Origin of the sequence: Alterotamlana spongicola (assembly GCF_035818475.1) — a bacterium.
In the GTDB taxonomy this organism is placed as follows: Bacteria; Bacteroidota; Bacteroidia; order Flavobacteriales; family Flavobacteriaceae; genus Cognatitamlana.
In genome coordinates this window covers 1,432,265-1,457,161 of record NZ_JAYMGV010000001.1, presented here as the reverse complement: position 1 = coordinate 1,457,161, position 24,897 = coordinate 1,432,265, and the positions used below count along the sequence as shown (strand labels likewise).

Sequence of the window (24,897 nt, the reverse complement as noted above, 5' to 3'; positions counted from 1 at the left end):
TACACTCCTATCCGATGAATTCAAATTATTGTTTAAAACATTGACAAACAACATTATGCAACAAAAGCAATTTAACTCGTCCAAACCATAAACACAAAAACACCCCCTCTATTTAGATTATCCGCTGTCTTAAAAAACTATTCTATGTATTTCATTCTCTATGCTTAAAACCGACTTACCTGACTACATCGTTTGCGTATAAAATAAAGGGCTAACATGACTTTTGACAGCTTTTTTAAAGCACTCCAAAACTAACTTTGTTATCATATAAACAGTTAGCAAAGTTAGAACTCATGGAAACATTAAGAAAAGACGTTGTTCAGGCTATCAACTTAAAATTAGCATCAATTGGACAACCTACCTTTAAAGACAAAGACAACAGCACTGAAAAATTTTGTGATCCAAAGTTTGAAGTATTAACTAAGGGATTAATAAAGGGGATTCAAGAGAAGTCCAGGCTTCTGGCCAATCACCATTCACCTGCTGACTCCAGAATACAAAACTTCATCAATGCCTATTTAAAGGATGTACCTTTTAACAAGCCGTATGTCTTACCAAATGACACCCTTATTTTATCAAAAAAAGGACAAGCCAGGGAAGCCAGCTTACCACCAGACGGCAACTCCTTTAAAAGTGATCTGGTAACTTCAAAACGACTAAAACAAGGTATTTTAAATAATCCCTTACACGATAAAAGAACCACCAAAGGCACCTTTCATATAGTAGAAGGGGATTTACCGGTGCCCCTGGATAAAAAAGAAGTCCCAAAAATAGTATTTGCACATTTTTTAAATGCCGCGTTTAATCCGCCAGACCATTTAAAAGCCTTACCATTTACGTCTCAGCAGGACGAGCAGGCTAAGGTCATGGTTTCTATGTTATTGAGGCCTACCGTTTGTCCGGAAGTCCAAGGCGTTATTAAAGAGAAATCTTTAGAAGTACGCTTTTTTGTACCGGGAAACCTGGTGAGCAATTTAGATTTTGTTGAAAATATCTTTGGCAATGCCGGAAATCCTAACCTGGCGCATAATGATGCTGCTCTGGATCCTGAACACTGGACCGGCCATACCGGATGTATTGTACTGGCACCTCAGCTAAAAACTTTAAAAAAGAAAGCTGTAGGGCTTCCTCATTATGACGAGGCCACAGAACGTCAAAGAAAAGACGATATGTGCTGGAAAGATGAGAACGAACTTTATAATGACGGTAGTGCTTTTAAAATTACCTGTAGAGATGAACGCGGTGTGGTAGTCACCCTGATTGCCGATAACTATTATGGCTATTCCAAAAAGGAAATTAAAACCCAGATCAGTTATTCTGCTAACCTATATGGTTTGTTGGAAGAAGAGCATGCCGGTGGTGCTATAGCCTATGCCAGACGTATCATGGGCGATACCGTAAATGGTATGGACTATTCTGAAGTGTACGGGCTTGACCATAGTTTTGAAGAGGTTAAAACCTTATTGGCTGACCGGATTACCGTTATGCCGGAGAATTATGCTATAGATAAAGCCTACCCCAATGTGGTTTATATTCCGGAATCGGCATACTTCAATATTAACAGCAATAACATTACATGGACCTATAATGGCAAAGATCAGAAGTTAACCTTATCGCCATTTAAAACCTATATACACCCAACCGGGAATAAATTGAAGCTTGAAAAGCATAAATCCATTAATTTATGGCGCATTGTAGAAACCTTCCCTGAAGGTATCTTTTGCCATAAACCCTGTACGGTATCCGGTGGTGGTAAGTCAGAGATCTCAAAATCTATGCAAAATGCCATTACCTACAGTACCTTCAACCTTCATGATATAGAAGCGGATTTCAAAAAAGCCGATGAGATCATTGAGTTTGATTATTCTACACGTTGGAAAATAAAAGATCCCAACAGGCCTAAATCCAGATCTTTTTTAAGTGAAAAAAGAACTTTAGGATCGGTTGTAAAATTGTTGACCCCTTCCGAAGAAAACTCGGATGAGTTCAACGCATTTTTAAGGAATATTCCGGTTCATGTACGTTCGTTGGTGCTTTTTGTAAAACGTTTATTCAGACAAGCTCATGGGGCTAACTTAAACTGGAAGGACATGATGTCTGTTGAGATTATCAATGGTGTTAAAGGTACCGGCTTAAGGTATAATAACAACCCGGTAGTAGGTAGTTATGTCCGTATTGGATTCAATCAAAAAGGCAACTGGATGCTTAATAAGTTGCGCTCAGATTTTTCAGCCAGTGAAAAGATCCAAACTGAAGATGATATATCGGCTTCAGTAACACTTCCCAGAGAACAACTTAAAGATTTAAATCCGGAGTATAACAATTCCAGTGTAAAGATATTAACCAACTGCGAAGCGCATTTATTTCAAAGACCAGACGAAGCTATTGTAAGAGGTTATGATAAAGGTGCAGAATTAGATATCATTTCAGAAGGCCGGTTCTTAACAAATTATGAAATGTTAACTAAAGAAGATGCTATTGCCATATATGAAGACACTATTAATTTTGATAAGTATACCCAGCCGGTTAAAGACTTTATACTTGAAATTATTAATAGTGATAATGACGATGAGCAGTTTGTATTACCATCGCACCCAAGAATTATTGAAGATGGTTTACCGACTAAAAACCCACGCTATCTGGAACCCAATAGGTTTTATAATGAAACCGAAGCGTCCTATATCTCTGATATTGGTGTACGTTTACGCCGAAAAATGAAACCTGAAGACCCCGTAGTTCATGTGGTGAATGCTGTACTGCCCGGTAGAAGAAATAACCCGATAGACAGAGAGGCTGGTATCAGGCCATTAGCGGTTTACAATCCAATACACTACCAGGAAGCTCCTGAATTGTTTATGGATTTTGTATGTAGCCTAACAGGGAAATCGCCCTCTACAACCGGAGCAGGATCTGAAGGCGCACTGACCAAAGCACCATTTAACATGTTAACACCAACAACAGATCTAAACAATGCTTTGCTATCACATATCTTAACAGAGTCTAACGGCTTTAGTACCGCAGCCGGTTATGTTGGATCCGAAAATAAGATAGATCATGATGTTAGTTTATTAATCCCTGAGATCTGGGCCAGAATGACCCCGGAAGACAGAAATCCGAAAAACCTGATAGCTAATGGGTCTTTAGAAAAGCTTGAGGATTTTGAATACAAGGGCCAGAAGGTCTTAGCCAGTCGTTTAGGGTATAGAATTACCAAAACATTCTCCTTATTATGCTTAAACCGTTTGTTTGATGAACCTACAGCAGTATTTAGTGAACGCATGCTAAAACCGGAGTTACAAAGTTTAGAGGATTATGTTGACGGTATCAATAATATAGTTGAGGCACAACAAAAAGTAGCCCTTAATTATTTTGAAGACGGCAGTGTAGAATCAGCTATTCCCCCTTTAAAAATATTATTACATATCATGGCGTATGGAAACTATGAAGGTAAAGCTATCAGCGATCCTGAATTGCGCAAATATTTTGACAGGGGCTATGTACTAAATAGTGATTGGTATAAAGAACGTCTGAAACTGAAACAACAAAAAGATATCAGGTTCTACAAATCTCAAATAGACTATTTAGAAGCCTTTATAGAGCATCCTAATAATGATATTTTAGTTGAAGACATGAACATAAAGGACCGTTTACATTCAACTAAGGCATTGTACAACAATGTAAAATCTCCGGATTATTTAAACCAATTAGTTGGTACCATTGGAGCAGACCCTTTATTTAAGAACGCGTATTAACTTCAATTTAAAACAATAGAAGTTAAATAAAAAGCTGGATTGATTAATCCAGCTTTTTATTTCTATTTAGTATCTCATCCTATAAATAGCGCAACACAAATTAAATTTTTGGTTGGAGAAAAAGTCCGGCAAAAATATTTTACCAAGTACTCCATGAAAAATTGATTAATCCATTCACCTTTTATTATTACTTTAGTTGAAAGTAATGTTATGTTTTCATCTAGGAAAAGATTAGATAAAGCTTATAAAAATGCAAAAGTCATTGATTTTGATGACGATAGCAAGTTTATTCTATTTAGTGATTGCCATAGAGGCGATAATAGTTTTGCTGATGATTTTGCCAATAACCGAAACATTTACTTTCATGCCCTAAAGCATTATTATGCTGAAGGCTTCCAGTACTGTGAACTTGGTGATGGTGACGAGCTTTGGGAAAACCTGTCCTTTAACGCCATATTCAATGCGCATAAGAACGTCTATATGCTTATGAAATTATTTCACAAAGCAAATAGATTACATATGATTTGGGGCAATCACGATATGGTATACAGAGATCCTGATTATGTAAAAAAGCACTTAAGTACTTTTTTTGATCCTAAAACGGGCGAAAATATTGAACTCTTTGGAAACATTAGCTACCATGAGGGCATTGTTTTAAAACACTGTATGAATGGGCAAGAATTATTTTTAACCCATGGGCATCAGGCAGATTGGTGGAACTTTTTGTTTTGGAAATGGAGTCGGTTTATGGTTCGCATCCTTTGGAAACCGCTAAATGTTATGGGCATTGCAGACCCTACCAGTCCTGCGAAAAACTATAAAGAACTCATAAAGGTAGAGCGAAGGACAAAAAAATGGATAGCAGACAACAATAACCTGCTCACTATAATGGGGCATACCCACAGGCCACGTTTTCCGGAACCGGGAGATATTGCTTTTTTTAATGATGGTAGCTGTGTACATCCCAGAAGTATTACTGGTATAGAAATTGAAAACGGTGCCATTTCATTAATCAAGTGGCATATTGCGACTAAGGATGACGGCACACTTCAAATTGTGAGAACCTTGTTAGAAGGCCCTACTAAGTTACAGGATTATCAAACCACCTAAATACAGGTACAAAAGGTATGGTAAACACACTCCAAAAACGTTATGAAGGCTTCCTAAAAACACCTTTTCTATGGAAAAAAGATGTGGTTTTTAGTTTGAATCAGTATGAAACCACACCAACACCCCACAACATAAATATTTCAGTAAATCCTAAACTAAGATTAGGCAAATATGTTGAACAATTGGTTTCCTTTGAATTACGTCAACAAGAAAATATTTCAATAATAGCTGAGAACATCCAGATTCAACAGGAAAAAACAACATTAGGGGAACTGGATTGTTTGCTTTTAAAAAACACTACCCCCATACATTTAGAGATTATCTATAAATTCTACCTGTATGATACTTCGATTGGAAGTACTGAAACTGAACATTTTATTGGCCCAAACAGAAAGGATGCTTTAATTGAAAAATTATTAAAACTCAAAGACAAACAGTTACCGCTTCTTTACTCCAGTTCATGTCGTTCATATTTAGAAACCTTTGGTTTAAAGGCTGAAAACATTGCTCAACAAGTGTATTTTAAAGCGCAGTTATTTGTGCCTTATACGAATCAAAATATTCAACTTAAAATATTGAATAATGATTGTGTAATGGGATTTTACATTACTAAAAAAGAACTGGATAACTTTACTGACTGTAAGTTTTATACGCCAATTAAAAAAGATTGGTTAGTACTACCTCATACCAATGTAAACTGGTTAACATTTAATGATTTTAAAGTACTTTCTAAAGACTATGTTGAGCAGAATTTTTCAACATTATTTTGGGTAAAGTTAAAAAATGGCATCATCAAAAAAGCATTTTTTGTTTGGTGGTAGTGATCTTAATTAAAATTTTATTAGGGGAAAAACACTTTATCTGCGTCTATATTAATGCAGACTGGTCTTTTCATCAAATTAAAAGCACCTAAAAGCAATACTTTTGTACTGTGAATCACAAACTTAAAAACATTTTATATACATGCTTGTTAGGAACCATATTCCTAACAAATGTTATTAACTTTCACTTTATCACTCATCTGTTAGAAAGTGATGAGCACAGCTATATAGAATGTGATTACTGTACACTTTTTGCCCAGCAAGAGCACAACCTTGATACCTCTTTACCGTCTTTTGATGTAACACCCCAAAATACGATAATACATACTCTTGATAAGAGTTATACTGCTTTATCACAAAGCGTTAAAAAAACAATCATTACTGATTATTTTTTTAACAAGCCCCCTCCCGCTCAATTCAGCATTTAGAAATTTTCAAAACACGCTTTATAAATAATGATCTCAGTATTGGTTTAACAGTATGGGATTGATCTATTTATAAACCTCCATTAATACATATAATTTATCAACTATGATTGTAACAAATAATCTTACAAAAAAATACGGTGATTTTACCGCTTTAAACAACCTGAACCTCAACATAAAATCCGGTGAAATATACTGCTTATTAGGCGCCAATGGTGCCGGAAAAAGTACAACTATTAATTTATTACTCAATTTTATTCAGCCAACTTCGGGAACTGCTTTAATAAACAACATAAATGTTATAAAACAACCCTTAGAAACAAAAAAGTACCTGGCATACATTCCTGAAAATCTCATGCTATATCCTACATTGACGGCATTAGAGAACCTTGATTATTTTTCAGGAATTGCTGGCAAAACATTAGATAAAAATGCTATGGAAACATTTTTACAGGAGGCAGGGCTTCAGCAAGATGCTTTCAATAAAAAAATTAAAGCGTTCTCTAAAGGAATGCGGCAAAAGGTTGGGATTGCTATTGCCCTGGCTAAAGATGCCAAACTATTATTATTAGATGAACCTACTTCCGGGCTGGACCCAAAAGCCAGTAACGAATTTGGAGCACTCTTAAAAAATTTAAAACAAAAAGGTGTCGCTATTCTAATGGCTACACATGATATATTCAGAGCCAAAGAGATTGCCACCCATATTGGGATCATGAAAAACGGGGTTATACAGCACCAGTTTGAGGCCAATCAGTTATCACTTGCCGAGTTAGAAAAGCATTACCTGGAAACTATGAACTATTAAACTTATTCTTATGATACGAAAAACTATTATAAAAGAATTAAAAGAAATCTTTAGAGACGGAAGGTTCAAGTTTTCTGCACTTTTGGTTATTGTTCTGATTAGTGTAGCTATTGTGATTGGAAGTAGCCAGTATAAAAGCACTAGCAAACAATACGACATATCTCAAAACTCAGAACGTGAGGTTTGGGATAATCAAGGCGAAAAAAACCCACATTCTGCTGCTCATTTTGGCACCTATGTATTTAAACCTAAAAATGCATTAGCCTTATTAGATCAGGGCGTTGACAAATTTGAGGGGATCTCTATTTTTCTGGAAGCCCATTCAAGAAATGAAGCACAATACTCTGCTGCCGGAGACCAAACGGAATTATCCAGATTTGGTGAATTATCTCCTGAATTTATATTACTATTTGTTATTCCGCTACTTATCATCATTATAGGTTACAACAGTTTTACCAAAGAAAAAGAAGGGGGTACAGATGTATTACTAAAAAGCCAGGGTATTTCTAACCTGAAGCTTACTATTGCAAAACTCATTGCCGTTTATAGTCCGGTATTTATTATTTGCACTGCCTTATTTTTAACTGCAGGCATTATTTTATCCTCCCTTGCAAATTATGGGTCCTTTAGTTGGAGTAAACTTTTATCACTCTATACAACGTATTTGCTCTATTATTTAGTTTTCACTCAAATAGTCCTGTTAATTTCTGCTTTAGCAAAACGCTCAGGTATAGCTTTAGTTAGCGCATTATCCTTTTGGATTTTAAGTTGTTTTATAGCCCCTAAAGTTGCCGCTAATATCGCTGAGGTAAAATACCCTTATCCTACTAAACAGGAGTTTACCAACAATTTAGAAGACGCAAAAAAAGGAGGCCTGAGCGGGCACAACCCATGGAGTAAAGAAGCTAAAGACCTGGAAGATAAACTTTTAAAAGAACACAATGTCAATCATATTTCTGAACTGCCCTTTAATTTTAGCGGTTATATTATGCAAAAAGGCGAAGAGCATGAAGCCGAAGTTTATTTCAAAGCTTATAGTAAACTAAAAGAACAGTTTTCCAATCAGACAAACACCTATAAAACAATGGCATTTATTTCGCCATTTCTTCCCACCAGATTTTTATCTATGGGAATTGCAGGTACAGATTATGAAAGCCATATGAGTTTTGCCGAAGCTGCTGAAGATTATAGAATTCAAACTCAAAAGTTTTTGAATGATAATAATATGAACAATTCCAAATATGGTGAAAGAGGCTATAAAGCGGATGCCGATTTTTGGAAAACCTTGCCAAAGTTCAGTTATGCTTCCTCTTCATTAGATGCTATTCTACAGCTTCAAAAAACCAATATTGTTGCATTGATGTTATGGACATTAATATCCGCCTTACTCCTATTTATATCAACTAAAAAAATATAATATGTTTTCATATAATTTCACATACGAACTAAAATTACTCATTAGAAACAGGTGGTTACCCATTCTATCATTGTTATTACTTATTTCATTTGCTTTTGCAACATATAATGGCAATTACAGAACCCAAAAGCGCATCAAACAAATAGCGTCAATTGAAGCAAAAGTATTAGAAAGTGATGCTAACATGCTTAAGCTTTTAGATTCTGTAGAAAAAGGCATGGAGGTTAAGACCAGTTCCAGAAGAATCCCAAATACGCCTATGGCTGTTGGCTATCAGCACCCCAGGGCTGTGACCATGCATCCTAATGGCATGAGTGCTATTGCTATTGGGCAAAGTGATATTTTTAGTGATGCCATTATGCCTGTAACAATTGATGATGATTTTGGTATTGATTTTACAGAAATGACAAGCTCTGTACAATTACTATTTGGAAGTTTTGACCTAACATTTGTTATCATTTATCTGTTACCTCTGTTAATTATTGCTTTTTCATACAATATCCTTTCTGCAGAAAAAGAACGTGGAGCCCTTCGTTTGTTAGCATCGCAGCCGGTTTCTATCTATAAGTGGATATTTCAAAAAATGGTTCTTCGCTTTTTTTGGTTAAGTATCATTACCATTATAGCATTGATACTCTCATTTGTAATTAGTGGTATCAGCATATTTCAAACGCAATTTATTTGGCTTATTGGCCTCACGCTAGTCTATTCGCTATTTTGGTTTTCGCTGTCTTTTCTAATTAATCTTACCGGTAGTTCTTCGGCAAAAAGTGCAGCATATTTAATAGGGTTATGGGTGTTTTTTGTCTTATTGGTGCCATCGGCCATAAGTCAAATTGCACATAACATTTACCCTACACCTTCAAGAAACAAAATGGTGAATACGATAAGAACCTTAAAAGTTGATGTTTCTAAAAAACAAGATAAAGTACTGGATCATTACTTAAGGGACCATCCTGAGTTAGTTACAGAAAAGGGCAATGAGAATTATAGCTTCTGGCATAAGTACATGGCTAGTATGGATATGGTAGAACAGGAAATAAATCCTTTATTTTCTTTATATGACGAACAGCTTAAAGGGCAACAAGCTTATGTTAACAAATGGATATGGTTATCGCCTTCGTTAGTCATCAACAAAGAAATGAATCGTATTTCAGGAAACTCAACTACCGATTATCAGAATTTTAAAACTCAGGCTTTGGCGTTTTCCAAACACTGGAGAAATCATTTGATCTTTATGCTGTATAGTCAACAACCTTTTACCACAAAAGATTATGACACTTTGCCTAAATTCACTTACAAGCCATTAGAGCTAAATGGTATTGGTAAGCATCTTGCAATAGAATTTATATGCTGTATTCTTATTGGTATTTCTGGCGTATACCTGTTTAAAAAACGATTACAACAGGGAGTAGCTATTTTAAATAATTAGAATTAGCTTATAAATTAATTCACCATTGTTGATTTTACTCAACAATGGTGAATTTAATTTTTTTTGGTTTGATAATACCGCTCTATTAAACCTGGTTACAGTTTACGCTTTAGGTAATCTTTCATCTACCATTTTTAAAGGCATACCCTCCATCAAATCAAAAATATCAATAATGCTTCTAAATGTATCTTCTTCTTCTGATTGTTCGGTAATAAACCACTGTAAAAATACTTCAGTTATAAAATCATCTTCTTTTCTTGCTGCTTTAAAAATTTTAAAGATAGATTTCGTTACGCTTATTTCTTGTTCCAGTCCCATTTCATAAATAGCTCTTAAGCTTTCAAAATCGTTATTTACATTTTTAACATCAGGAGATATGGCTGCACCACCATTATCGTTTATAAATGTAAATATTTTCATAGCATGTTCTCTCTCTTCTTCAGCTTGTTTATAGAAAAAAGCTTTACTATTTAATAGTTCACGCTGGTCACACCAGGATGCCATAGCTAAATATGAAGCAGAAGCTGTCATTTCCATTTCAATCTGATTATTCAATAAATCCATCACTTCCGGATGAATTGCCATCTGTTTTCTTACTATCGTATTCATAACTTATGCTTTTTAACAAAGTTACATTAAAATGAAGTTGAAAAAACCGCTAGAAGGAATTTAAAAAAAGTCTAAATAAATATTAGGGTTTAGGCCGAAACTGTGTTGAAATCCTGAAAAAAGGAGGCGATTTCTTCCTTAAGCTTAAGTAATTGTGGAATATCTAAATAAATTAAGTGCTGTCTGTCTGCTACAAAAAGTAAAACAAAATTATGACTGTTTAAAATCTCACTAAGGGCATTGTAAGTTGTTAACCCATTTATTTTACGCCGTAACTCCAGCATTTGAGGAAAATTCAACTCCACCGCTTTATTTGGGGCAATTAAAACATATTTACAAAACGTAGACTGTTTAATTTGATAGCTATATTGTATATCACCTTCGTATTTCACGATGTAAATATAATTTTTATTTATTCTAAATAAAAATTAACTTTCTGGTGCCAGTTCTACTTCAAGGCCTTCCATTTCTGGAGTAATTTGAATTTGACATCCCAAGCGACTATTATCCTGTACATCAAACGCTTCAGATAGCATAGCCTCTTCATCATCACTCTTTTCAGGCAATTCTGTTTCACTCAATACATAACATTGGCAAGACGCACACATAGCCATTCCTCCACATACGCCAATAGTTCCCTCAGGAGCAAGTTCATAAGATCTTACCACTTCCATTAAGTTCATAGCCATATCTGTTGGTGCTACAATGTCATGTGTTACACCATCTCTGTCTGTTATTTTGATATTTACGTCTTCCATTTTGTTTTTCCGGTTACGCTAAAGGCGTGTCATAATTCGTGCCACAAATTTAATGTAACCGTATTTATTTTTATAAAATTTATTAGCTAATTTAAAACGAACCTATAAAAAATATGGAATCTTTAAAATTCTATATTTTTTAGATTCCCTTTTTCAACGGAATGTAGTTTTGATTAAAACTTTGATATCAGGCAGTTTCCTGAACTTCTATATTAATAACCTGTTCTATTTGTGGTGCATACTTTTTAATAGTCATTTCAACTCCTGACCTTAGTGTCATTTGATTGACACTACACCCAACACAAGCCCCTTTTAACTGAACCTTTACCAGTGTATCGTTTTTTTCAATACCTAATAATGAAATGTCTCCGCCATCACTTTGTAAAAATGGACGAATTTCATCAAGGGCTTTAAGAACATTAGTTTTTATTTCTTCAGATGTCATAACTTATTTTTTAACTGCTGAACAACCTGCCATAGTTGTAATTTTAATAGCTTCGGTTGGTGGTAAATCATCATTTCGTTTTACAACTTCCTGTACAACATTTTGAGTCAACTTCTCAAAAGCTTGCTCTAAAGGAGTTGCTGTTTGTAAAGCTGCCGGGCGCCCCACATCTCCTGCTTCTCTTATGCTTTGCACCAAAGGCAACTCTCCCAAAAATGGTACTTTTAAATCCTGGGCTAAATTTTTAGCACCCTCTTGACCAAATATAAAATATTTGTTTTCAGGTAATTCTGCCGGTGTAAAATACGCCATATTTTCTATTATACCTAAAACCGGTACGCTGATACTTTCTTGTTGAAACATAGCTACACCTTTTTTAGCATCTGCTAAAGCCACATTTTGCGGTGTACTTACTACCACAGCTCCTGTTATAGGCAATGATTGCATAATACTTAAATGAATATCTCCTGTTCCCGGAGGCAGGTCTAACAGTAAGAAGTCCAACTCCCCCCAATGTGCATCAAATATCATTTGGTTTAATGCCTTTGCTGCCATAGGGCCTCTCCAAACAACAGCCTGATTAGGTTGCGTAAAAAACCCTATAGATAACACTTTTACGCCGTAATTTTCTATAGGTTTCATTTTTGATTTTCCATCAATAGTAACAGCTAAAGGTTTCTCTGCCACAACATCAAACATAATAGGAATAGACGGCCCATAAATATCAGCATCTAAAACACCTACTTTAAATCCCATTTTAGCCAAAGTTACTGCCAAATTTGCGGTTACCGTAGACTTTCCTACACCTCCCTTTCCGGACGCTATAGCTATAATATTTTGAATACCGGGAATAGGCTTCCCTTTTATCACATTTGCTTTTGGTTTTTCAGGAGCCTCAACCTTAACATTTACGGTAATTTTTGCCTTTTCATAAACCTTTTCATGAATGGTTTTCAAAATATCAACCTCAGTGCGCTTTTTAGCCTGTAAGCTTGGATTTTTTATTGTGATATCAACAATAACCTCGTCTCCAAAAGTAATTACATTTTTTACTGCACCACTTTCCACCATATTTTGCCCTTCTCCCGGAACCGTAATATTTTCTAAAGCCTTTAATATATCTTGCTTGCTAAGTTTCATTTCTTTTATTAAGAATCATTCTAAGGGCAAAGATAATCATTAAAGCCAGAAGATAGAAGCTTGTTGTTAGAAGTTTTATTTATGTGGTTATTGGGTTTGGTTATGGCTTCAGGTATCCTAATTATTAGTGAATTTTTAAAAAACTAGGACATCTTTATATGCTTTATATCTTAAATAAGGTTCAGAACATAAATTCTGAATGACCATTACAATTCCTTAGATGGATCCCAAAACACTTTATCCAGGTCCTGAACTTGGTTTTCTATAACTTTTTGCCCCTCATTCTCTAAAAGCTGCTGCATGAGATTTGTACCCTCAAAATGATGTTTCCCGGTTAACAGCCCTTTCCTATTCACTACTCTATGGGCAGGTACATCTTTACCTACAGAGCCATTCATAGCATAACCAACCATTCTTGCACTTCTTACGGCTCCTAAATATTTTGCGATAGCGCCATAGCTGGTCACTCTACCATAAGGGATTTGCTTTGCTACCTCATAAACCTTATCGAAAAAATTCAGTGTTTCCGGCTTCATACTAAAATTCTTGAATAATATTAATTAGAGTCACTATAGAAATAACACCTGTTATCCCTCCAATAATACGGTTCATATTTCTCTGTGAAGTAAATGTCTTACTCTTTATTTTATCAAAAAAGAAGATATACATATAAAGCATAACAAAGGTTCCCATTACCGCACCTGCCACATAAGAAATGATATCAATTCTCTTAAAACTCATCCAACCAAAAGAAGCCAAAGTAATGGTCATATAAGCCTGGTAAGGAATGGGGAATACATTCAAAGCAGACATAAATATACCTTGAAAAAACCGACTGTGTTTGCTTTTTACTTTAGGCTCAATATGCTGTTTTGGCGTTGCTTTGGCTAAAAACAAAAAATAAATGGTTATTAAAATAAATATAACCAAAGCCACTCTACGAAGTACGTCAATGACCTCCGGATGCTTACTTAAATAGCTTGCAAAAATAGTTGCTAAATAGGTTTGAACTAAAACTATAACGCATGCCCCTACAGAAAACATAACACCCCTAACATGGCCTTCTTTCAAGCTGATTTTTGCGGCTGTCATATTTAATAAACCCGGAGGAACTACACCAATAAGCGCAAAAAACAATCCCAATAAAAAGATAAACGTGATGTCCACTATTATTTAATTTTAAACCGAATATACGTAATTGCTTTGTTTTGTTCCAGATATTGAGACTCATAATAGGTTTGTATACTTGTAACCTCCTCTGGACTGCCCTCTTGTTTATACACATTATGATTTGCATAAAGTACTTCATGCCCTGCTCCATGCAACAAACCTAAAGTATATCCATGCATAAACTCGCTATCTGTTTTCAGGTTTACAACACCGTCCGGTTTTAAAACTTGTTTGTAACGCTTTAAAAACTCTTCATTGGTCATACGGTGTTTAGTGCGTTTATATTTTATTTGCGGATCCGGAAATGTAATCCAAATTTCATCAACCTCATGTTCTGCAAAAGCATAATCAATGAGTTCTATTTGTGTACGAAGGAACGCTACATTAGGAATACTTTCTTCAATAGCTGTTTTTGCACCTCGCCAAAATCGGGCGCCTTTTATATCTATTCCTATAAAATTCTTATTAGGATATTTTCTTGCCATGGCTACCGAATACTCACCTTTACCACAGCCTAATTCTAACACTATAGGATTATCATTTTTAAAAACTTCGTTCCCCCACTGTCCTTTTAAACTGAAAACTGATTTCACCAATTCATCCCTGGTAGGCTGAATGACATTCTTAAAGGTTTCATTTTCTTTAAATCTTCTGAGTTTGTTTTTACTTCCCAAGGCTTAATTCCTGTTTCTTATTACTGTTTTTACTCACTTTGTCTTTTTCTAAAATTAAAAACAAAATAAACTTAATTGATATCATTAACGATTTAACAATTAATTATTACTTTTAATAGATTTGGTAAAATTAAGGAAATATACATGAGTATATGTGTTCTTATCTTTGATTTTATTTACAACTTGTACAAGGGTTTAAGTCATAGCTAAAACGCCTCTCAAAAGTAACTTACAAAATCTTTGTATTTGTTTTAAAAATAAATTGCTAATCCCTTTAGGTAGGTTACTGGAGATATGTCACATAACGTAAAAATGAAAAAACGAATTTTAGTCGCACCTTTAAATTGGGGATTAGGGCATTCAACCCGATGTATTCCAATTATAAAGGCCCTTATCAACAACGACTTTACCCCAATCATTGCTAGTGATGGTGCAGCTTTAGCTTTGTTACGCAAAGAATTCCCAAATCTTTCGTCCATTCAATTACCATCATACAATATAACCTATGCAAAAAACGGCAAGCTGTTTAAGTTAAAGCTTCTTAAAGATTCGCCTAAGCTTATAAATGCCATAAAGAAAGAAAAAAAAGCCATCTCAAAGATCCTTGATCAAAATGATATAGCCGGTATTATTTCTGATAATCGCTTAGGTGTACACAACAAAAAAATACCCTCTGTTTTTATAACACACCAATTAAATGTTTTAAGCGGCAGCACATCATGGTTAAGTACAAAAATGCATCAAAAATTTATAAAAAAATTTGATGTATGTTGGGTCCCTGATATTGAAGGCGAGCCTAATTTAAGTGGGAAACTAGGGCATACAAGCTCTTTTGATATTCCTATAAAATACATTGGCCCGTTGAGCAGGTTTACCTTTAAACACTGTGAAATTAAAAACAATTTAATGGTTTTGATATCCGGCCCTGAGCCACAACGCACCTTGCTTGAAGACAAATTAATGTTAGAACTAAAAAACTATCCGGGCAAGATTGTATTTGTTAAAGGGTTAATGGAAAACAAACAAACAGTTGAAATTAAAGGGCATATGAGTATTTATAATTTTATGACCTCTGAATTGTTAGAAAAAACTATAAATGAAAGTGCTTTAATCATTTCCAGATCCGGTTACACTACTATTATGGATTTGGCAAAACTCAACAAAAAAGCCTTTTTTATACCTACACCCGGGCAATTTGAGCAAGAATATCTTGCAAAAAGATTAACGGAAATGAGTTTGGTTCCCAGTTGTACTCAAGATAATTTTACTCTAAAAAAATTACACGATGTCCCTGCTTATGAAGGTTTAAAAGCATTTGATTTTGAAACGGATTATAACAACTTATTCAGCCTTTTCTAAAGTAAAAGAAAATTCGCTCCCTACGCCATACTCACTCTCCACATATATTTTCTCCTTATGGGCCTCAATAATATGCTTAACAATTGAAAGTCCTAAGCCTGAACCTCCCTCTTTTCTTGAACCACTTTTGTCAACTCTATAAAAGCGCTCAAATAATCTAGGCAGATGTACCTTTGCAATACCTTCTCCATTATCGGTCACCCTAACTATGACCTTATTTTTAATAAGATTTTCAATACTAATTTCTGTGGTGCCCTTTTCACTCCCGTATTTTAAGGAATTTACAACCAAATTAGCAAGAACCTGTTGTATACGTTCCTTATCTGCTTTAACCATAACCGGATTAGGATAATTTCGATCAAAAGTCAAAGTAATTTTTTTCTTATTAGCTTTCATCTCTAACATTTCAAAAACGTTTTCAACCAATTCAACTATATTGAAAACCTCTGTATTCAGACTTAAATCACCAACTTCCAATTTAGTGATCATATCCAGATCCTTGATGATATAGCCCAATCTTTCTATACCTTTACTTGCCCTATGCAGATATTTTTCCCTGATGTCCTTATCATTTATCGCACCGTCCAAAAGTGTTAAAACATAACCCTGTACTGTAAATAGCGGTGTTTTTAATTCATGAGATACATTCCCTAAAAATTCTTTTCTGTATTCTTCTCTAACCTTAAGTGTTTCAATCTCTATTTTTTTATCTCTGGCAAACTTATCTATTTCTTCTGTTAGAGTTTGCATATTTGTTGTAATAGGGCCCTTGCTTAAATTGGCAGATTCTAGAAGTGTTAAATCGTCATAAATCTTTTTAACTCTTTTATAGATAAACCGCTCTACACTAAATTGAATGACTAAAAAAGAGAACAAGAAAACACCTATAGAATATAATACTAAGTAAAGTAACTTTAAATCGTAGTAATAATATAAAAAAACACCCATTATGAGTGCTGTATATAAAGTTATATAGAGTGCGGTCCTAACCGCAAACCGATATGATTTTTTAAATTTTGTTTGCATTAATCTACAAACTTATAACCTACTCCTTTTATTGTTTTAAAACTGCTGTCACCAAGTTTTTCACGTAGTTTTCTAATATGAACATCAATTGTTCTCCCTCCAACTACAACTTCATTACCCCAAACGGTGTCAAGAATTTCATCTCTTTTAAAAACTTTACCCGGTTTAGATGCCAGTAAAGATAGTAATTCAAATTCTTTTCTTGGAAGAATAATCTCTTTTCCTTTAGAAGTGATTTTATATTCGTCTCTATTAATGACCAAACTTCCTACTTTAACGGTGTCTGCAATATCTTCTTCTTTAAAGCGCCTTAAAAGTGCTTTGACCTTACTAACCAATACTTTTGGTTTTATGGGTTTTGTTATATAATCATCTGCCCCTGCATCAAAGCCTGCTACTTGTGAATAATCTTCTCCGCGTGCCGTTAAAAACGTAATTATAGCATTTTTTAAATCAGGGTTTTTTCTGATAAGTTCACAGGCTTCTATACCGTCCATTTCTGGCATCATGACATCTAAAATAATAAGGTGAGGCAACTCTTTTTTTGCCTTCTTAACCCCTTCCTGTCCGTTTTCTGCAGTAATAACCTGGTAGCCTTCATTAGATAAATTATACCCAACTATTTCCAATATATCCGGTTCATCATCAACTAACAGTATCTTAATATCTTTTTTCTTCATTGTTTTTCAGACTAATTTATAGTAAGTAAAGATAAAACTAATAACATTATTTTATCAAAATTACCAAATTAATAACGTTAAGATAACAAACCTGTTACATCAAGTTAAACTTTCGACCAAAGGACAGAATCTTTAACACTTTTTTTGGCATTAAGTTTGTTGTAATTTACTACCTTTATAAAACCAAATAGAATTGATGAAAAAAAACTACTTTTTTCTTTTACTAATAATAGCTATCTTATTTACTGCGCAAGACACCATTGCCCAGAATAATAACGATACAAATCATTCTATTGAACAAAATATAGAGGGATTATCTATTTATCCTAATCCTGTTAACAGTGGCAAAACTTATATTTACATTACCTCTAAAAGTAAAGCCACTAAAAAAGTGGAGTTTTATAATGTTTTAGGTAAACGCATCTTTGTTACAAATTTGATAGGCCGCGAATTAAATATCGCCAATTTCAACAAAGGCGTATATTTATTAAAGATTACAGAAAATAATATTAGCGAAACCCGAAAACTGGTTATCAAATAATAAAAAAATCAAAATCTATTTAAAGCGTTGCTTCTGGCAACGCTTTTTTATTTTATATACTTTTGTGACTTTATTAAAGTATGATAGGTCCTAATTCCATATTTAGTATAAAAAGTCAAACCGCGTTTGAAGACCTGGCCATACAGGTTTTTAAGTTTCAGTTTGAAAACAATAAGGTTTATAGGTCTTTTTGTGATTTATTGTACAAACACCCCAGTGAGGTAAACACTATAGAAGATATTCCATTTTTGCCGATTGAGTTTTTTAAAACACATTCTATTTTAAGTTCATCTCATCCCATAAAAACTACATTTACAAGTTCTGGAACCACAGGAAGCGCAACAAGTAAACACCATATAACCAATTTGGATATTTACAGACAAAGTTTTTCCAAAGGTTTTGAGCAATTTTACGGAAACACCGAAGATTATGTGGTTTTAGGTTTATTACCGTCTTACCTGGAACGTGAAGGCTCATCACTTATTTACATGGTGGATACCATGATTAAAACGTCCAGACACCCTGAAAGTGGATTTTATTTGAATGACCTTACTGCATTAAAAAACACTTTAATAAAGGCAGATTCTGAAGGTAAACAAGTTTTATTAATTGGTGTTTCTTTTGCTTTATTAGATTTAGTTGAAACCTATCAGTTCAATTTAAAAAACACCATCATCATGGAAACCGGTGGTATGAAAGGCAAAAGAAAGGAGTTAATCAGAGCTGAGCTTCACAACATTTTAAAAAAAGGATTCGGAGTTAAACACATTCATAGTGAATATGGTATGACTGAACTTTTAAGTCAGGCCTATTCTAAAGGTCAGGGTATTTTTTACTGTCCGCCATGGATGAAGGTTCTCACCAGGGATATAGAAGACGCATTAACCATTCAAAGTCCTGAAAAAACCGGTGGTTTAAATATTATTGACCTAGCTAATATTAACTCCTGTGCTTTTATTGCCACCCAGGATTTAGGGCGCGTTACAAAAGAAGACACATTTGAAGTCATTGGACGTTTTGACAACTCAGATATAAGAGGTTGTAATCTTATGGTCCTTTAAGCTGTAAGTTATCCGTTTATTTTAGACTCATTATAGAAATATATTTTATGAAAAGTCTAATCCTTCTATTTACAATTGTTGTGTCATCATTAACCGCACAGACTACTGATTACAATTTAAAAAAAGGATTTATTGCAAACGGTTATGATGTGGTTTCTTATTTTAATAATCAAGCCATTGAAGGCAGTAAGAAATTCACAAGTGTTTTTGACGGTGTAAACTATAAGTTTTCATCAGAAAAAAATCTTTATGAATTCAACAAAAATCCGGAAAAATATGTTCCTCAATATGGTGGATATTGTGCTTATGCTATAGCCTTAAAAGGGGATAAGGTTTCTATAAACCCGGAAGCTTACCTGATTGATAAGGGTAAACTTTATCTGTTTTATAATGCCTGGGGTACTAATACCTTAAAATTATGGCAACAAAAAGATCAAGAATTACTTAAAGAAAAGGCCGATGAGCATTGGAAAAAAATAAAATTTGAAAAATAATTTTTATATGGTGTAAGCTATCAAAATTAGTTTCGACAAAAGAGCTAACCTATTGAAAAAGGAAAATTAAAATTTAGTTGGTTAGTTAAAGATAAAGCCTGATTTTAAAATCAGGCTTTATTGTTTTTAAACAATCTGTAGAACGAAATAATTCTTTTTTCCTCGTTGCAATAAAACAAACTTATTATTTATTAGATCTTTAGAGGTTATTTTATAATCATCCTTTACTTTTTCTTTATTTACTGAAATTGAGTTTTCTTTTAATGCTCTCCTTGCCTCTCCATTAGATTTTAAAAACCCACCTTTTTCAGCTAAAGCCGCTATAATGTCCAGCCCACTTTCTATTTCTGATTGGGCTATTTGAGTTTGAGGAACTCCATCAAAAACATCTAAAAACGTTTGCTCATCAAGTTCTTTTAAATCATTTCCGGTTGATTTTCCAAATAAGATATTACTAGCCTTAATAGCATTATCCAAATCCTCTTTGGAGTGCACCATAGTAGTAATTTCCTCTGCTAAACGTTTTTGTAATACGCGCATATGTGGTGCCTCTTTATGCGTTTCAACTAAAGCATTTATTTCTTCTTCATTTAAAAATGTAAAAATCTTAATATACTTTTCGGCATCTTCATCAGCTGAATTTAGCCAATACTGATAGAATTTATATGGGGATGTTCTATTGGCATCTAACCAAACATTACCGCCTTCAGACTTTCCAAACTTAGAACCGTCAGATTTTGTAATTAACGGGCATGTAATGGCATAGCCTTTCCCTCCTGAAATTCTCCTGATCAACTCTGTTCCGGTAGTGATATTTCCCCATTGGTCACTCCCTCCCATTTGAATAGAACAATTACTTTCTTTATATAAATGAAGAAAATCATAGCCTTGAACCAACTGATAGGTAAACTCTGTAAAGCTCATCCCTTCTGATGAATCAGAAGAAATTCTGTTTTTTACTGAATCTTTAGCCATCATATAATTTACGGTAATATGCTTTCCTACATCTCGAATAAACTCAAGAAATGAAAAGTCTTTCATCCAATCGTAATTATTCACAAGCTGTGCCGCATTGGGCGCGTCACTTTCAAAATCCAAAAAATGGGCTAATTGTCGCTTTATAGCATCCTGATTGTGACGTAATGTTTTTTCATCCAGCAAATTACGCTCGTTTGATTTCCCTGAAGGATCTCCAATCATCCCTGTTGCTCCTCCAACCAGGGCAACCGGTTTATGTCCGCAACGCTGGTAATGCGCCAGCAACATAATAGGCACTAGGTTTCCTATATGTAAAGAATCTGCTGTAGGATCAAACCCTACATAAGCACTTCTCATGTTTTCCATTAAATGCGCTTCAGCTCCAGGCATAACTGTATGTATCATGCCTCTCCATGTTAATTCTTCAACAAAATTCTTTATCATTATTTTTAAATTTTTACAAAACTATGCAAAGATAAAAATACAGGTATAATTCCTTATGTATTCTGAATAATTCTTTAATTTTGAACTATGATATTAGTAACAGGCGGAACAGGTTTAGTTGGTGCACATCTATTATACAAGCTAATCACTCAAAAAGAAAATGTTAGGGCACTTTACAGGAGTGAAAGTAAACTAGCTAATACAAAGCATGTTTTTTCTTGTTATACTAAAGATTATGAAACGCTTTTTAACTCCATTGATTGGGTAAAAGCTGACATATTAGATGTTCCTGCGTTATCTGAAGCATTTAATCAGGTAACTAAAGTATATCATTGTGCTGCTTTTGTATCCTTTGAGCCGGATAAATACCAACTTTTGAGAAAAACCAATATTGATGGAACTGCCAACATTGTAAATATTGCCATTTCAAAAAAGATAGACAAGCTTTGCTATGTGAGTTCTATTGCCACATTAGGAGACAACTTAAACCATAAACCGATAACCGAAGAAACCAATTGGAATCCGGAAGCCGATAATAATGTATATGCCATAACTAAATATGGTGCGGAAATGGAAATTTGGCGTGGCACACAAGAAGGCTTAAACGCGGTAGTAGTGAACCCTGGTGTGATTTTAGGTGCCGGTATATGGCACTATGGAACCGGAAGTTTATTCAAAAAAGCCCATAAAGGGCTGAAATATTACACCCAAGGCACTGTTGCACTTATTGCTGTTGAAGACGTAGTTGCCATCATGATTGAACTAATGCATAATAACATATCTAATGAACGCTTTGTATTAGTTGCCGAGAATTGGACCTATAAACGCTTTCTTCAAGCATTGTCCAAATCAGTAAAGACCAAACCTCCCATAAAATTAGCTTCAATAAATTTATTAGATATAGCCTGGAGACTGGATTGGTTAAAACATAAAATAACAAGGAAACGAAGGCTGTTAACAAGGCACCTGGTTAAATCACTCACGTCTGAAACCAACTACAACAGCGGTAAAATAAAAACAGCTATAAATCATGAATTTAAAGCTATTAATAAAACAATAACTAAGGTTGGACATCTATATCTGAAACAGGATTAATTAAAGTGTCTTTTTCCTCTAAAATGTCTTTTTCCTCAAGTTTCTTTTGGGTTAACAGAACATCTCGTATTGAATCTCTTTTAACCAATAATTGCAGAGAATCTACATCTTTAAACGGAAGTATTAAAGAATCAATTTGCTTTTCAACTAAAACAGCATTAAGAGAATCTTCTTCTCTTTTAGTTTGTTCTTTCCACTCTTGGGCTTCCTTTTCTTTGAGAACCACATTTAGTCTTTCTAAACTATCTAAAGCTTGTATATAAATATCTTCATAGTCTTCTATATGATAGGCATAATAACTATTGCTTGTAGCAAATTGTAAACTGTCAATATTATGTTTCTTAAAAAGATATGAACTCATAACAATATTGCTATCTATCATTATTCTTTTATTCTTAGTGTTGGCGACAGTTAATAGTTTTGAATCAATTATAATGTCTACCATCTTGTCCTTTGAAATCAAATTCTCTGGTTTTTTGGGTCCATTAAACCTGTTACAGGCAGAAGCTATTATGGCAATCACTAAGACTAATATGAATCTTTTTACAATCATCTGTTAAAGGTTAATCTTCTGGCGGCTTTTACATTTTTAAATTGTGAATTTTGATACACCAAACTACCATTTAAAAAAGTCTCGGTAATTCTGGATTTAAATGTAGATCCTTCAAAAGGAGACCACCCGCATTTATATAAAATATTGTCTTTAGTTACCGTCCAGGGGTTATTTAAATCTACCAAAACCAGATCTGCAAAATAGCCTTCTTTAATAAACCCACGTCTTTCAACATCAAATAAAATAGCTGGGTTATGGCACATTTTCTCCACTACTTTCTCAAGAGATATTTTACCTTTATGATACATTTCTAACATAGCAGGTAACGCGTGTTGCACTAAGGGCCCTCCTGATGGCGCATTAGTATAAACGTTTGCTTTTTCTTCTTTAGTATGTGGTGCATGATCTGTAGCTATAACATCTATTCTATCATCTAAAAGCGCCTCCCATAATTGTGCCCTATCTTGCTTGGTCTTTACCGCAGGGTTCCACTTTATATGGGTTCCTTTTTTCTCATAATCTTCATCTGAAAACCACAAGTGATGTACACAAACTTCGGCAGTTATCTTTTTCTCTTTCAAAGGAATTTTATTGGTAAACAAATTAGTTTCCTTACCCGTAGATAAATGAAATATATGCAGTCTTGCTCCGGTTTTTTTAGCTAATTCTATAGCTTTGGAAGAGGATAAATAACAGGCCTCTTCACTTCTTATAATAGGGTGATATTTAATAGGGATATCATCACCAAACTTATCGTGATATTTTTTAAAATTAGCTTTTATAGTACCCTCATCTTCACAATGTACAGAAATAAGCATATTGGTGTTTTCAAAAATAGTTTCCAATACTTTAGGGTCATCAACCAACATATTTCCTGTAGAAGATCCTAAAAATAATTTTAATCCGGCAACCTGATTAACATCTAACTTTAAAATTTCATCTAAATTATCATTTGTTCCACCAAACATAAAGGAATAATTAGCCGATGATGTTTTTGCTGCAATCTCAAATTTTTCTTCTAATTTTTCAATTGTAGTGGTTTGCGGATTAGTGTTTGGCATTTCAATAAATGATGTAATCCCACCAGCAATTGCCGCTTTTGACTCTGTTGCAATATTAGCTTTTTGTGTTAATCCGGGTTCTCTAAAGTGCACCTGATCATCAATTGCTCCAGGTAACACATATTTCCCTTCTGCATCAAAAACATTAACATCTGCAGATTTGGCGCTTATGGATTCTCCTATTTGCTTTATATATTCGCCTTCAATGAGTATATCACCATTTATAATAGCACCTTCATTAACTATTTTTGCGTTTTTTATAAGTGTAGTTTTCTGTTTCATAGCTCTTACCTGATCTTCTTATTAAATAAACTTTTCAGTTTCATAGAAATGACTCCAAAAATAGCTTCAGAAATGATTCCTGAACTTAATTTTGACTCGCCCCTTGTTCTATCTGTAAAAATTACGGGAACTTCAATGATCCTAAATTCCTTTAAATAAGCCTTAAATTTCATTTCAATTTGAAATGCATAACCAATAAATTTCACTGTATTCAAATCTATAGATTCTAGCACTTCCCTTTTATAACAGACAAAACCTGCAGTTGTATCATGTATGCGCATTCCAGTAATTAAGCGCACATACTTTGATGCTAAATAAGACATTAGCACCCTGCTCATTGGCCAATTCACAACATTTACCCCGGTTACATATCTTGAACCAATAGCCACATCTCCACCTTCTTTATGGCATGCTTCATAAAGTTTCATGATATCATTAGGATTATGTGAAAAGTCGGCGTCCATTTCAAAAATATAATTGTAACTTTTGCTTAAACTCCATTTAAACCCATGAATATAGGCCGTACCCAAACCAGACTTCTCTTGCCTTACCTCAAGGAATAATTTATCAGGAAATTCTTTTTGTAACTCTTTTACTTTTAAAGCCGTTAAGTCCGGAGAATTATCATCAACTATTAAAATATGAAGATTATCAGATTGTAAAAACACGGCTCTAATAATTGCTTCTATATTTTCTATCTCATTATATGTTGGAATAATTACAACAGTATCAGGCATATTTCTTTTTTATTGAAACCTTTTT

At 34.2% G+C, this 24,897-nt stretch carries 25 protein-coding genes; 11 read left to right on the top strand and 14 right to left on the bottom strand.

All coding sequences use genetic code 11. The annotated features are described in order from the left end of the window. Positions 1-293: 293 nt before the first annotated feature. From VOI54_RS06415 to VOI54_RS06390, 6 genes are all read left to right on the top strand, one after another. Complete coding sequence (locus tag VOI54_RS06415; RefSeq protein WP_326281896.1) at positions 294-3,752, top strand: PPi-type phosphoenolpyruvate carboxykinase family protein; 3,459 nt, start codon at positions 294-296, stop codon at positions 3,750-3,752. A 210-nt stretch (positions 3,753-3,962) separates the two neighbouring features. Continuing rightward, complete coding sequence (locus VOI54_RS06410) at positions 3,963-4,862, top strand: metallophosphoesterase family protein (RefSeq protein WP_326281895.1); 900 nt, start codon at positions 3,963-3,965, stop codon at positions 4,860-4,862. Between the two features lie 17 nt (positions 4,863-4,879). Further along, positions 4,880-5,683 carry a DUF1853 family protein gene (locus VOI54_RS06405; RefSeq protein ID WP_326281894.1) on the top strand — a complete coding sequence of 268 codons (804 nt, stop codon included), beginning with the start codon at positions 4,880-4,882 and terminating at the stop codon, positions 5,681-5,683. Positions 5,684-6,214: 531 nt separating this feature from the next. Then, positions 6,215-6,916 (top strand): ABC transporter ATP-binding protein, encoded by a 702-nt coding sequence (locus VOI54_RS06400; RefSeq protein ID WP_326281893.1) that lies wholly within the window; start codon positions 6,215-6,217, stop codon positions 6,914-6,916. Positions 6,917-6,926: 10 nt separating this feature from the next. Then, positions 6,927-8,333, top strand: coding sequence for an ABC transporter permease (locus VOI54_RS06395; RefSeq protein ID WP_326281892.1), 1,407 nt, complete (start codon positions 6,927-6,929; stop codon positions 8,331-8,333). Between the two features lies 1 nt (position 8,334). After that, positions 8,335-9,765 (top strand): DUF3526 domain-containing protein, encoded by a 1,431-nt coding sequence (locus VOI54_RS06390; protein WP_326281891.1) that lies wholly within the window; start codon positions 8,335-8,337, stop codon positions 9,763-9,765. A 102-nt stretch (positions 9,766-9,867) separates the two neighbouring features. Here VOI54_RS06390 and VOI54_RS06385 read toward each other — a convergent pair whose 3' ends face one another. The 8 genes from VOI54_RS06385 to trmB form a co-directional block, all read right to left on the bottom strand. Next, the gene (locus tag VOI54_RS06385; protein WP_326281890.1) at positions 9,868-10,374 is read right to left on the bottom strand and encodes a ferritin; all 507 of its coding nucleotides are present in this window, start codon (positions 10,372-10,374) and stop codon (positions 9,868-9,870) included. Positions 10,375-10,463: 89 nt separating this feature from the next. Further along, positions 10,464-10,766, bottom strand: a complete 303-nt coding sequence (locus VOI54_RS06380) for a hypothetical protein (RefSeq protein WP_326281889.1) — start codon at positions 10,764-10,766, stop codon at positions 10,464-10,466. 36 nt (positions 10,767-10,802) lie between these two features. Continuing rightward, entirely contained in the window at positions 10,803-11,132 is a 330-nt protein-coding gene (locus tag VOI54_RS06375) for a 2Fe-2S iron-sulfur cluster-binding protein (RefSeq protein WP_326281888.1), read from the bottom strand. Between the two features lie 187 nt (positions 11,133-11,319). Next, positions 11,320-11,577, bottom strand: coding sequence for a NifU family protein (locus VOI54_RS06370; protein ID WP_326281887.1), 258 nt, complete (start codon positions 11,575-11,577; stop codon positions 11,320-11,322). A 3-nt stretch (positions 11,578-11,580) separates the two neighbouring features. Beyond that, entirely contained in the window at positions 11,581-12,717 is a 1,137-nt protein-coding gene (locus tag VOI54_RS06365; protein ID WP_326281886.1) for an Mrp/NBP35 family ATP-binding protein, read from the bottom strand. Positions 12,718-12,923: 206 nt separating this feature from the next. Then, on the bottom strand, positions 12,924-13,253 hold the full coding sequence (locus tag VOI54_RS06360; RefSeq protein ID WP_326281885.1) for an MGMT family protein: 330 nt from the start codon (positions 13,251-13,253) through the stop codon (positions 12,924-12,926). A gap of 1 nt (position 13,254) precedes the next feature. Next, positions 13,255-13,884, bottom strand: coding sequence for a LysE family translocator (locus VOI54_RS06355; protein WP_326281884.1), 630 nt, complete (start codon positions 13,882-13,884; stop codon positions 13,255-13,257). Positions 13,885-13,886: 2 nt separating this feature from the next. After that, complete coding sequence (gene trmB, locus VOI54_RS06350) at positions 13,887-14,561, bottom strand: tRNA (guanosine(46)-N7)-methyltransferase TrmB (protein WP_326281883.1); 675 nt, start codon at positions 14,559-14,561, stop codon at positions 13,887-13,889. A 312-nt stretch (positions 14,562-14,873) separates the two neighbouring features. On the opposite strand from trmB, the gene VOI54_RS06345 reads away from it, so the two are divergent. Next, positions 14,874-15,920 (top strand): glycosyltransferase, encoded by a 1,047-nt coding sequence (locus VOI54_RS06345; RefSeq protein ID WP_326281882.1) that lies wholly within the window; start codon positions 14,874-14,876, stop codon positions 15,918-15,920. On the opposite strand, the gene VOI54_RS06340 is transcribed toward VOI54_RS06345, so the two are convergent. Together VOI54_RS06340 and VOI54_RS06335 are read right to left on the bottom strand one after the other, a co-directional pair. Further along, positions 15,903-16,946, bottom strand: a complete 1,044-nt coding sequence (locus VOI54_RS06340; protein WP_326281881.1) for a sensor histidine kinase — start codon at positions 16,944-16,946, stop codon at positions 15,903-15,905. The two genes, VOI54_RS06345 and VOI54_RS06340, sit on opposite strands and share 18 nt — an antisense overlap. Continuing rightward, positions 16,946-17,626 carry a response regulator transcription factor gene (locus VOI54_RS06335; protein ID WP_326281880.1) on the bottom strand — a complete coding sequence of 227 codons (681 nt, stop codon included), beginning with the start codon at positions 17,624-17,626 and terminating at the stop codon, positions 16,946-16,948. Before VOI54_RS06335 ends, VOI54_RS06340 begins: the two co-directional genes overlap by 1 nt. 196 nt (positions 17,627-17,822) lie before the next feature. Here VOI54_RS06335 and VOI54_RS06330 point away from each other — a divergent pair, with 196 nt between their 5' ends. The 3 genes from VOI54_RS06330 to VOI54_RS06320 all read left to right on the top strand — a co-directional run bounded on the left by VOI54_RS06330 (position 17,823) and on the right by VOI54_RS06320 (position 19,722). Next, positions 17,823-18,167, top strand: a complete 345-nt coding sequence (locus VOI54_RS06330; protein ID WP_326281879.1) for a T9SS type A sorting domain-containing protein — start codon at positions 17,823-17,825, stop codon at positions 18,165-18,167. 80 nt (positions 18,168-18,247) lie between these two features. Next, complete coding sequence (locus VOI54_RS06325) at positions 18,248-19,228, top strand: LuxE/PaaK family acyltransferase (protein ID WP_326281878.1); 981 nt, start codon at positions 18,248-18,250, stop codon at positions 19,226-19,228. A gap of 47 nt (positions 19,229-19,275) precedes the next feature. Continuing rightward, positions 19,276-19,722 carry a YHS domain-containing (seleno)protein gene (locus tag VOI54_RS06320; RefSeq protein WP_326281877.1) on the top strand — a complete coding sequence of 149 codons (447 nt, stop codon included), beginning with the start codon at positions 19,276-19,278 and terminating at the stop codon, positions 19,720-19,722. A gap of 126 nt (positions 19,723-19,848) precedes the next feature. Here VOI54_RS06320 and tyrS read toward each other — a convergent pair whose 3' ends face one another. Next, on the bottom strand, positions 19,849-21,144 hold the full coding sequence (gene tyrS, locus VOI54_RS06315) for a tyrosine--tRNA ligase (RefSeq protein ID WP_326281876.1): 1,296 nt from the start codon (positions 21,142-21,144) through the stop codon (positions 19,849-19,851). 87 nt (positions 21,145-21,231) lie between these two features. Between tyrS and VOI54_RS06310 the strand changes: the two genes are divergently transcribed. After that, on the top strand, positions 21,232-22,239 hold the full coding sequence (locus VOI54_RS06310; protein ID WP_326281875.1) for an NAD-dependent epimerase/dehydratase family protein: 1,008 nt from the start codon (positions 21,232-21,234) through the stop codon (positions 22,237-22,239). Here the strand turns inward: VOI54_RS06310 and VOI54_RS06305 are convergent. Genes VOI54_RS06305 through VOI54_RS06295 form a run of 3 tightly spaced genes read right to left on the bottom strand, consistent with a single transcriptional unit; the run spans position 22,205 to position 24,872 of the window. After that, positions 22,205-22,792 (bottom strand): DUF4296 domain-containing protein, encoded by a 588-nt coding sequence (locus VOI54_RS06305; RefSeq protein WP_326281874.1) that lies wholly within the window; start codon positions 22,790-22,792, stop codon positions 22,205-22,207. The two genes, VOI54_RS06310 and VOI54_RS06305, sit on opposite strands and share 35 nt — an antisense overlap. After that, positions 22,789-24,135, bottom strand: a complete 1,347-nt coding sequence (locus tag VOI54_RS06300; RefSeq protein ID WP_326281873.1) for a dihydroorotase — start codon at positions 24,133-24,135, stop codon at positions 22,789-22,791. Before VOI54_RS06300 ends, VOI54_RS06305 begins: the two co-directional genes overlap by 4 nt. Before the next feature lie 5 nt (positions 24,136-24,140). Next, a complete protein-coding gene (locus VOI54_RS06295; protein WP_326281872.1) occupies positions 24,141-24,872 on the bottom strand; it encodes a polyprenol monophosphomannose synthase in 732 nt (243 codons plus the stop codon). Positions 24,873-24,897 lie beyond the last annotated feature (25 nt).

Excerpts from the sequence above, each read along its gene's own strand:
- VOI54_RS06405 (WP_326281894.1), top strand. The coding sequence starts at position 4,880 with ATGGTAAACACACTCCAAAAACGTTATGAAGGCTTCCTAAAAACACCT.
- VOI54_RS06410 (WP_326281895.1), top strand. The coding sequence starts at position 3,963 with ATGTTTTCATCTAGGAAAAGATTAGATAAAGCTTATAAAAATGCAAAA.
- VOI54_RS06300 (WP_326281873.1), bottom strand. The coding sequence starts at position 24,135 with ATGAAACAGAAAACTACACTTATAAAAAACGCAAAAATAGTTAATGAA.
- VOI54_RS06325 (WP_326281878.1), top strand. The coding sequence starts at position 18,248 with ATGATAGGTCCTAATTCCATATTTAGTATAAAAAGTCAAACCGCGTTT.
- VOI54_RS06400 (WP_326281893.1), top strand. The coding sequence starts at position 6,215 with ATGATTGTAACAAATAATCTTACAAAAAAATACGGTGATTTTACCGCT.
- tyrS (WP_326281876.1), bottom strand. The coding sequence starts at position 21,144 with ATGATAAAGAATTTTGTTGAAGAATTAACATGGAGAGGCATGATACAT.
- VOI54_RS06330 (WP_326281879.1), top strand. The coding sequence starts at position 17,823 with ATGAAAAAAAACTACTTTTTTCTTTTACTAATAATAGCTATCTTATTT.
- VOI54_RS06320 (WP_326281877.1), top strand. The coding sequence starts at position 19,276 with ATGAAAAGTCTAATCCTTCTATTTACAATTGTTGTGTCATCATTAACC.
- VOI54_RS06345 (WP_326281882.1), top strand. The coding sequence starts at position 14,874 with ATGAAAAAACGAATTTTAGTCGCACCTTTAAATTGGGGATTAGGGCAT.
- VOI54_RS06365 (WP_326281886.1), bottom strand. The coding sequence starts at position 12,717 with ATGAAACTTAGCAAGCAAGATATATTAAAGGCTTTAGAAAATATTACG.
- VOI54_RS06375 (WP_326281888.1), bottom strand. The coding sequence starts at position 11,132 with ATGGAAGACGTAAATATCAAAATAACAGACAGAGATGGTGTAACACAT.
- VOI54_RS06395 (WP_326281892.1), top strand. The coding sequence starts at position 6,927 with ATGATACGAAAAACTATTATAAAAGAATTAAAAGAAATCTTTAGAGAC.
- VOI54_RS06295 (WP_326281872.1), bottom strand. The coding sequence starts at position 24,872 with ATGCCTGATACTGTTGTAATTATTCCAACATATAATGAGATAGAAAAT.
- VOI54_RS06360 (WP_326281885.1), bottom strand. The coding sequence starts at position 13,253 with ATGAAGCCGGAAACACTGAATTTTTTCGATAAGGTTTATGAGGTAGCA.
- VOI54_RS06305 (WP_326281874.1), bottom strand. The coding sequence starts at position 22,792 with ATGATTGTAAAAAGATTCATATTAGTCTTAGTGATTGCCATAATAGCT.
- VOI54_RS06390 (WP_326281891.1), top strand. The coding sequence starts at position 8,335 with ATGTTTTCATATAATTTCACATACGAACTAAAATTACTCATTAGAAAC.
- VOI54_RS06415 (WP_326281896.1), top strand. The coding sequence starts at position 294 with ATGGAAACATTAAGAAAAGACGTTGTTCAGGCTATCAACTTAAAATTA.
- VOI54_RS06310 (WP_326281875.1), top strand. The coding sequence starts at position 21,232 with ATGATATTAGTAACAGGCGGAACAGGTTTAGTTGGTGCACATCTATTA.
- VOI54_RS06340 (WP_326281881.1), bottom strand. The coding sequence starts at position 16,946 with ATGCAAACAAAATTTAAAAAATCATATCGGTTTGCGGTTAGGACCGCA.
- VOI54_RS06370 (WP_326281887.1), bottom strand. The coding sequence starts at position 11,577 with ATGACATCTGAAGAAATAAAAACTAATGTTCTTAAAGCCCTTGATGAA.
- VOI54_RS06385 (WP_326281890.1), bottom strand. The coding sequence starts at position 10,374 with ATGAATACGATAGTAAGAAAACAGATGGCAATTCATCCGGAAGTGATG.
- VOI54_RS06335 (WP_326281880.1), bottom strand. The coding sequence starts at position 17,626 with ATGAAGAAAAAAGATATTAAGATACTGTTAGTTGATGATGAACCGGAT.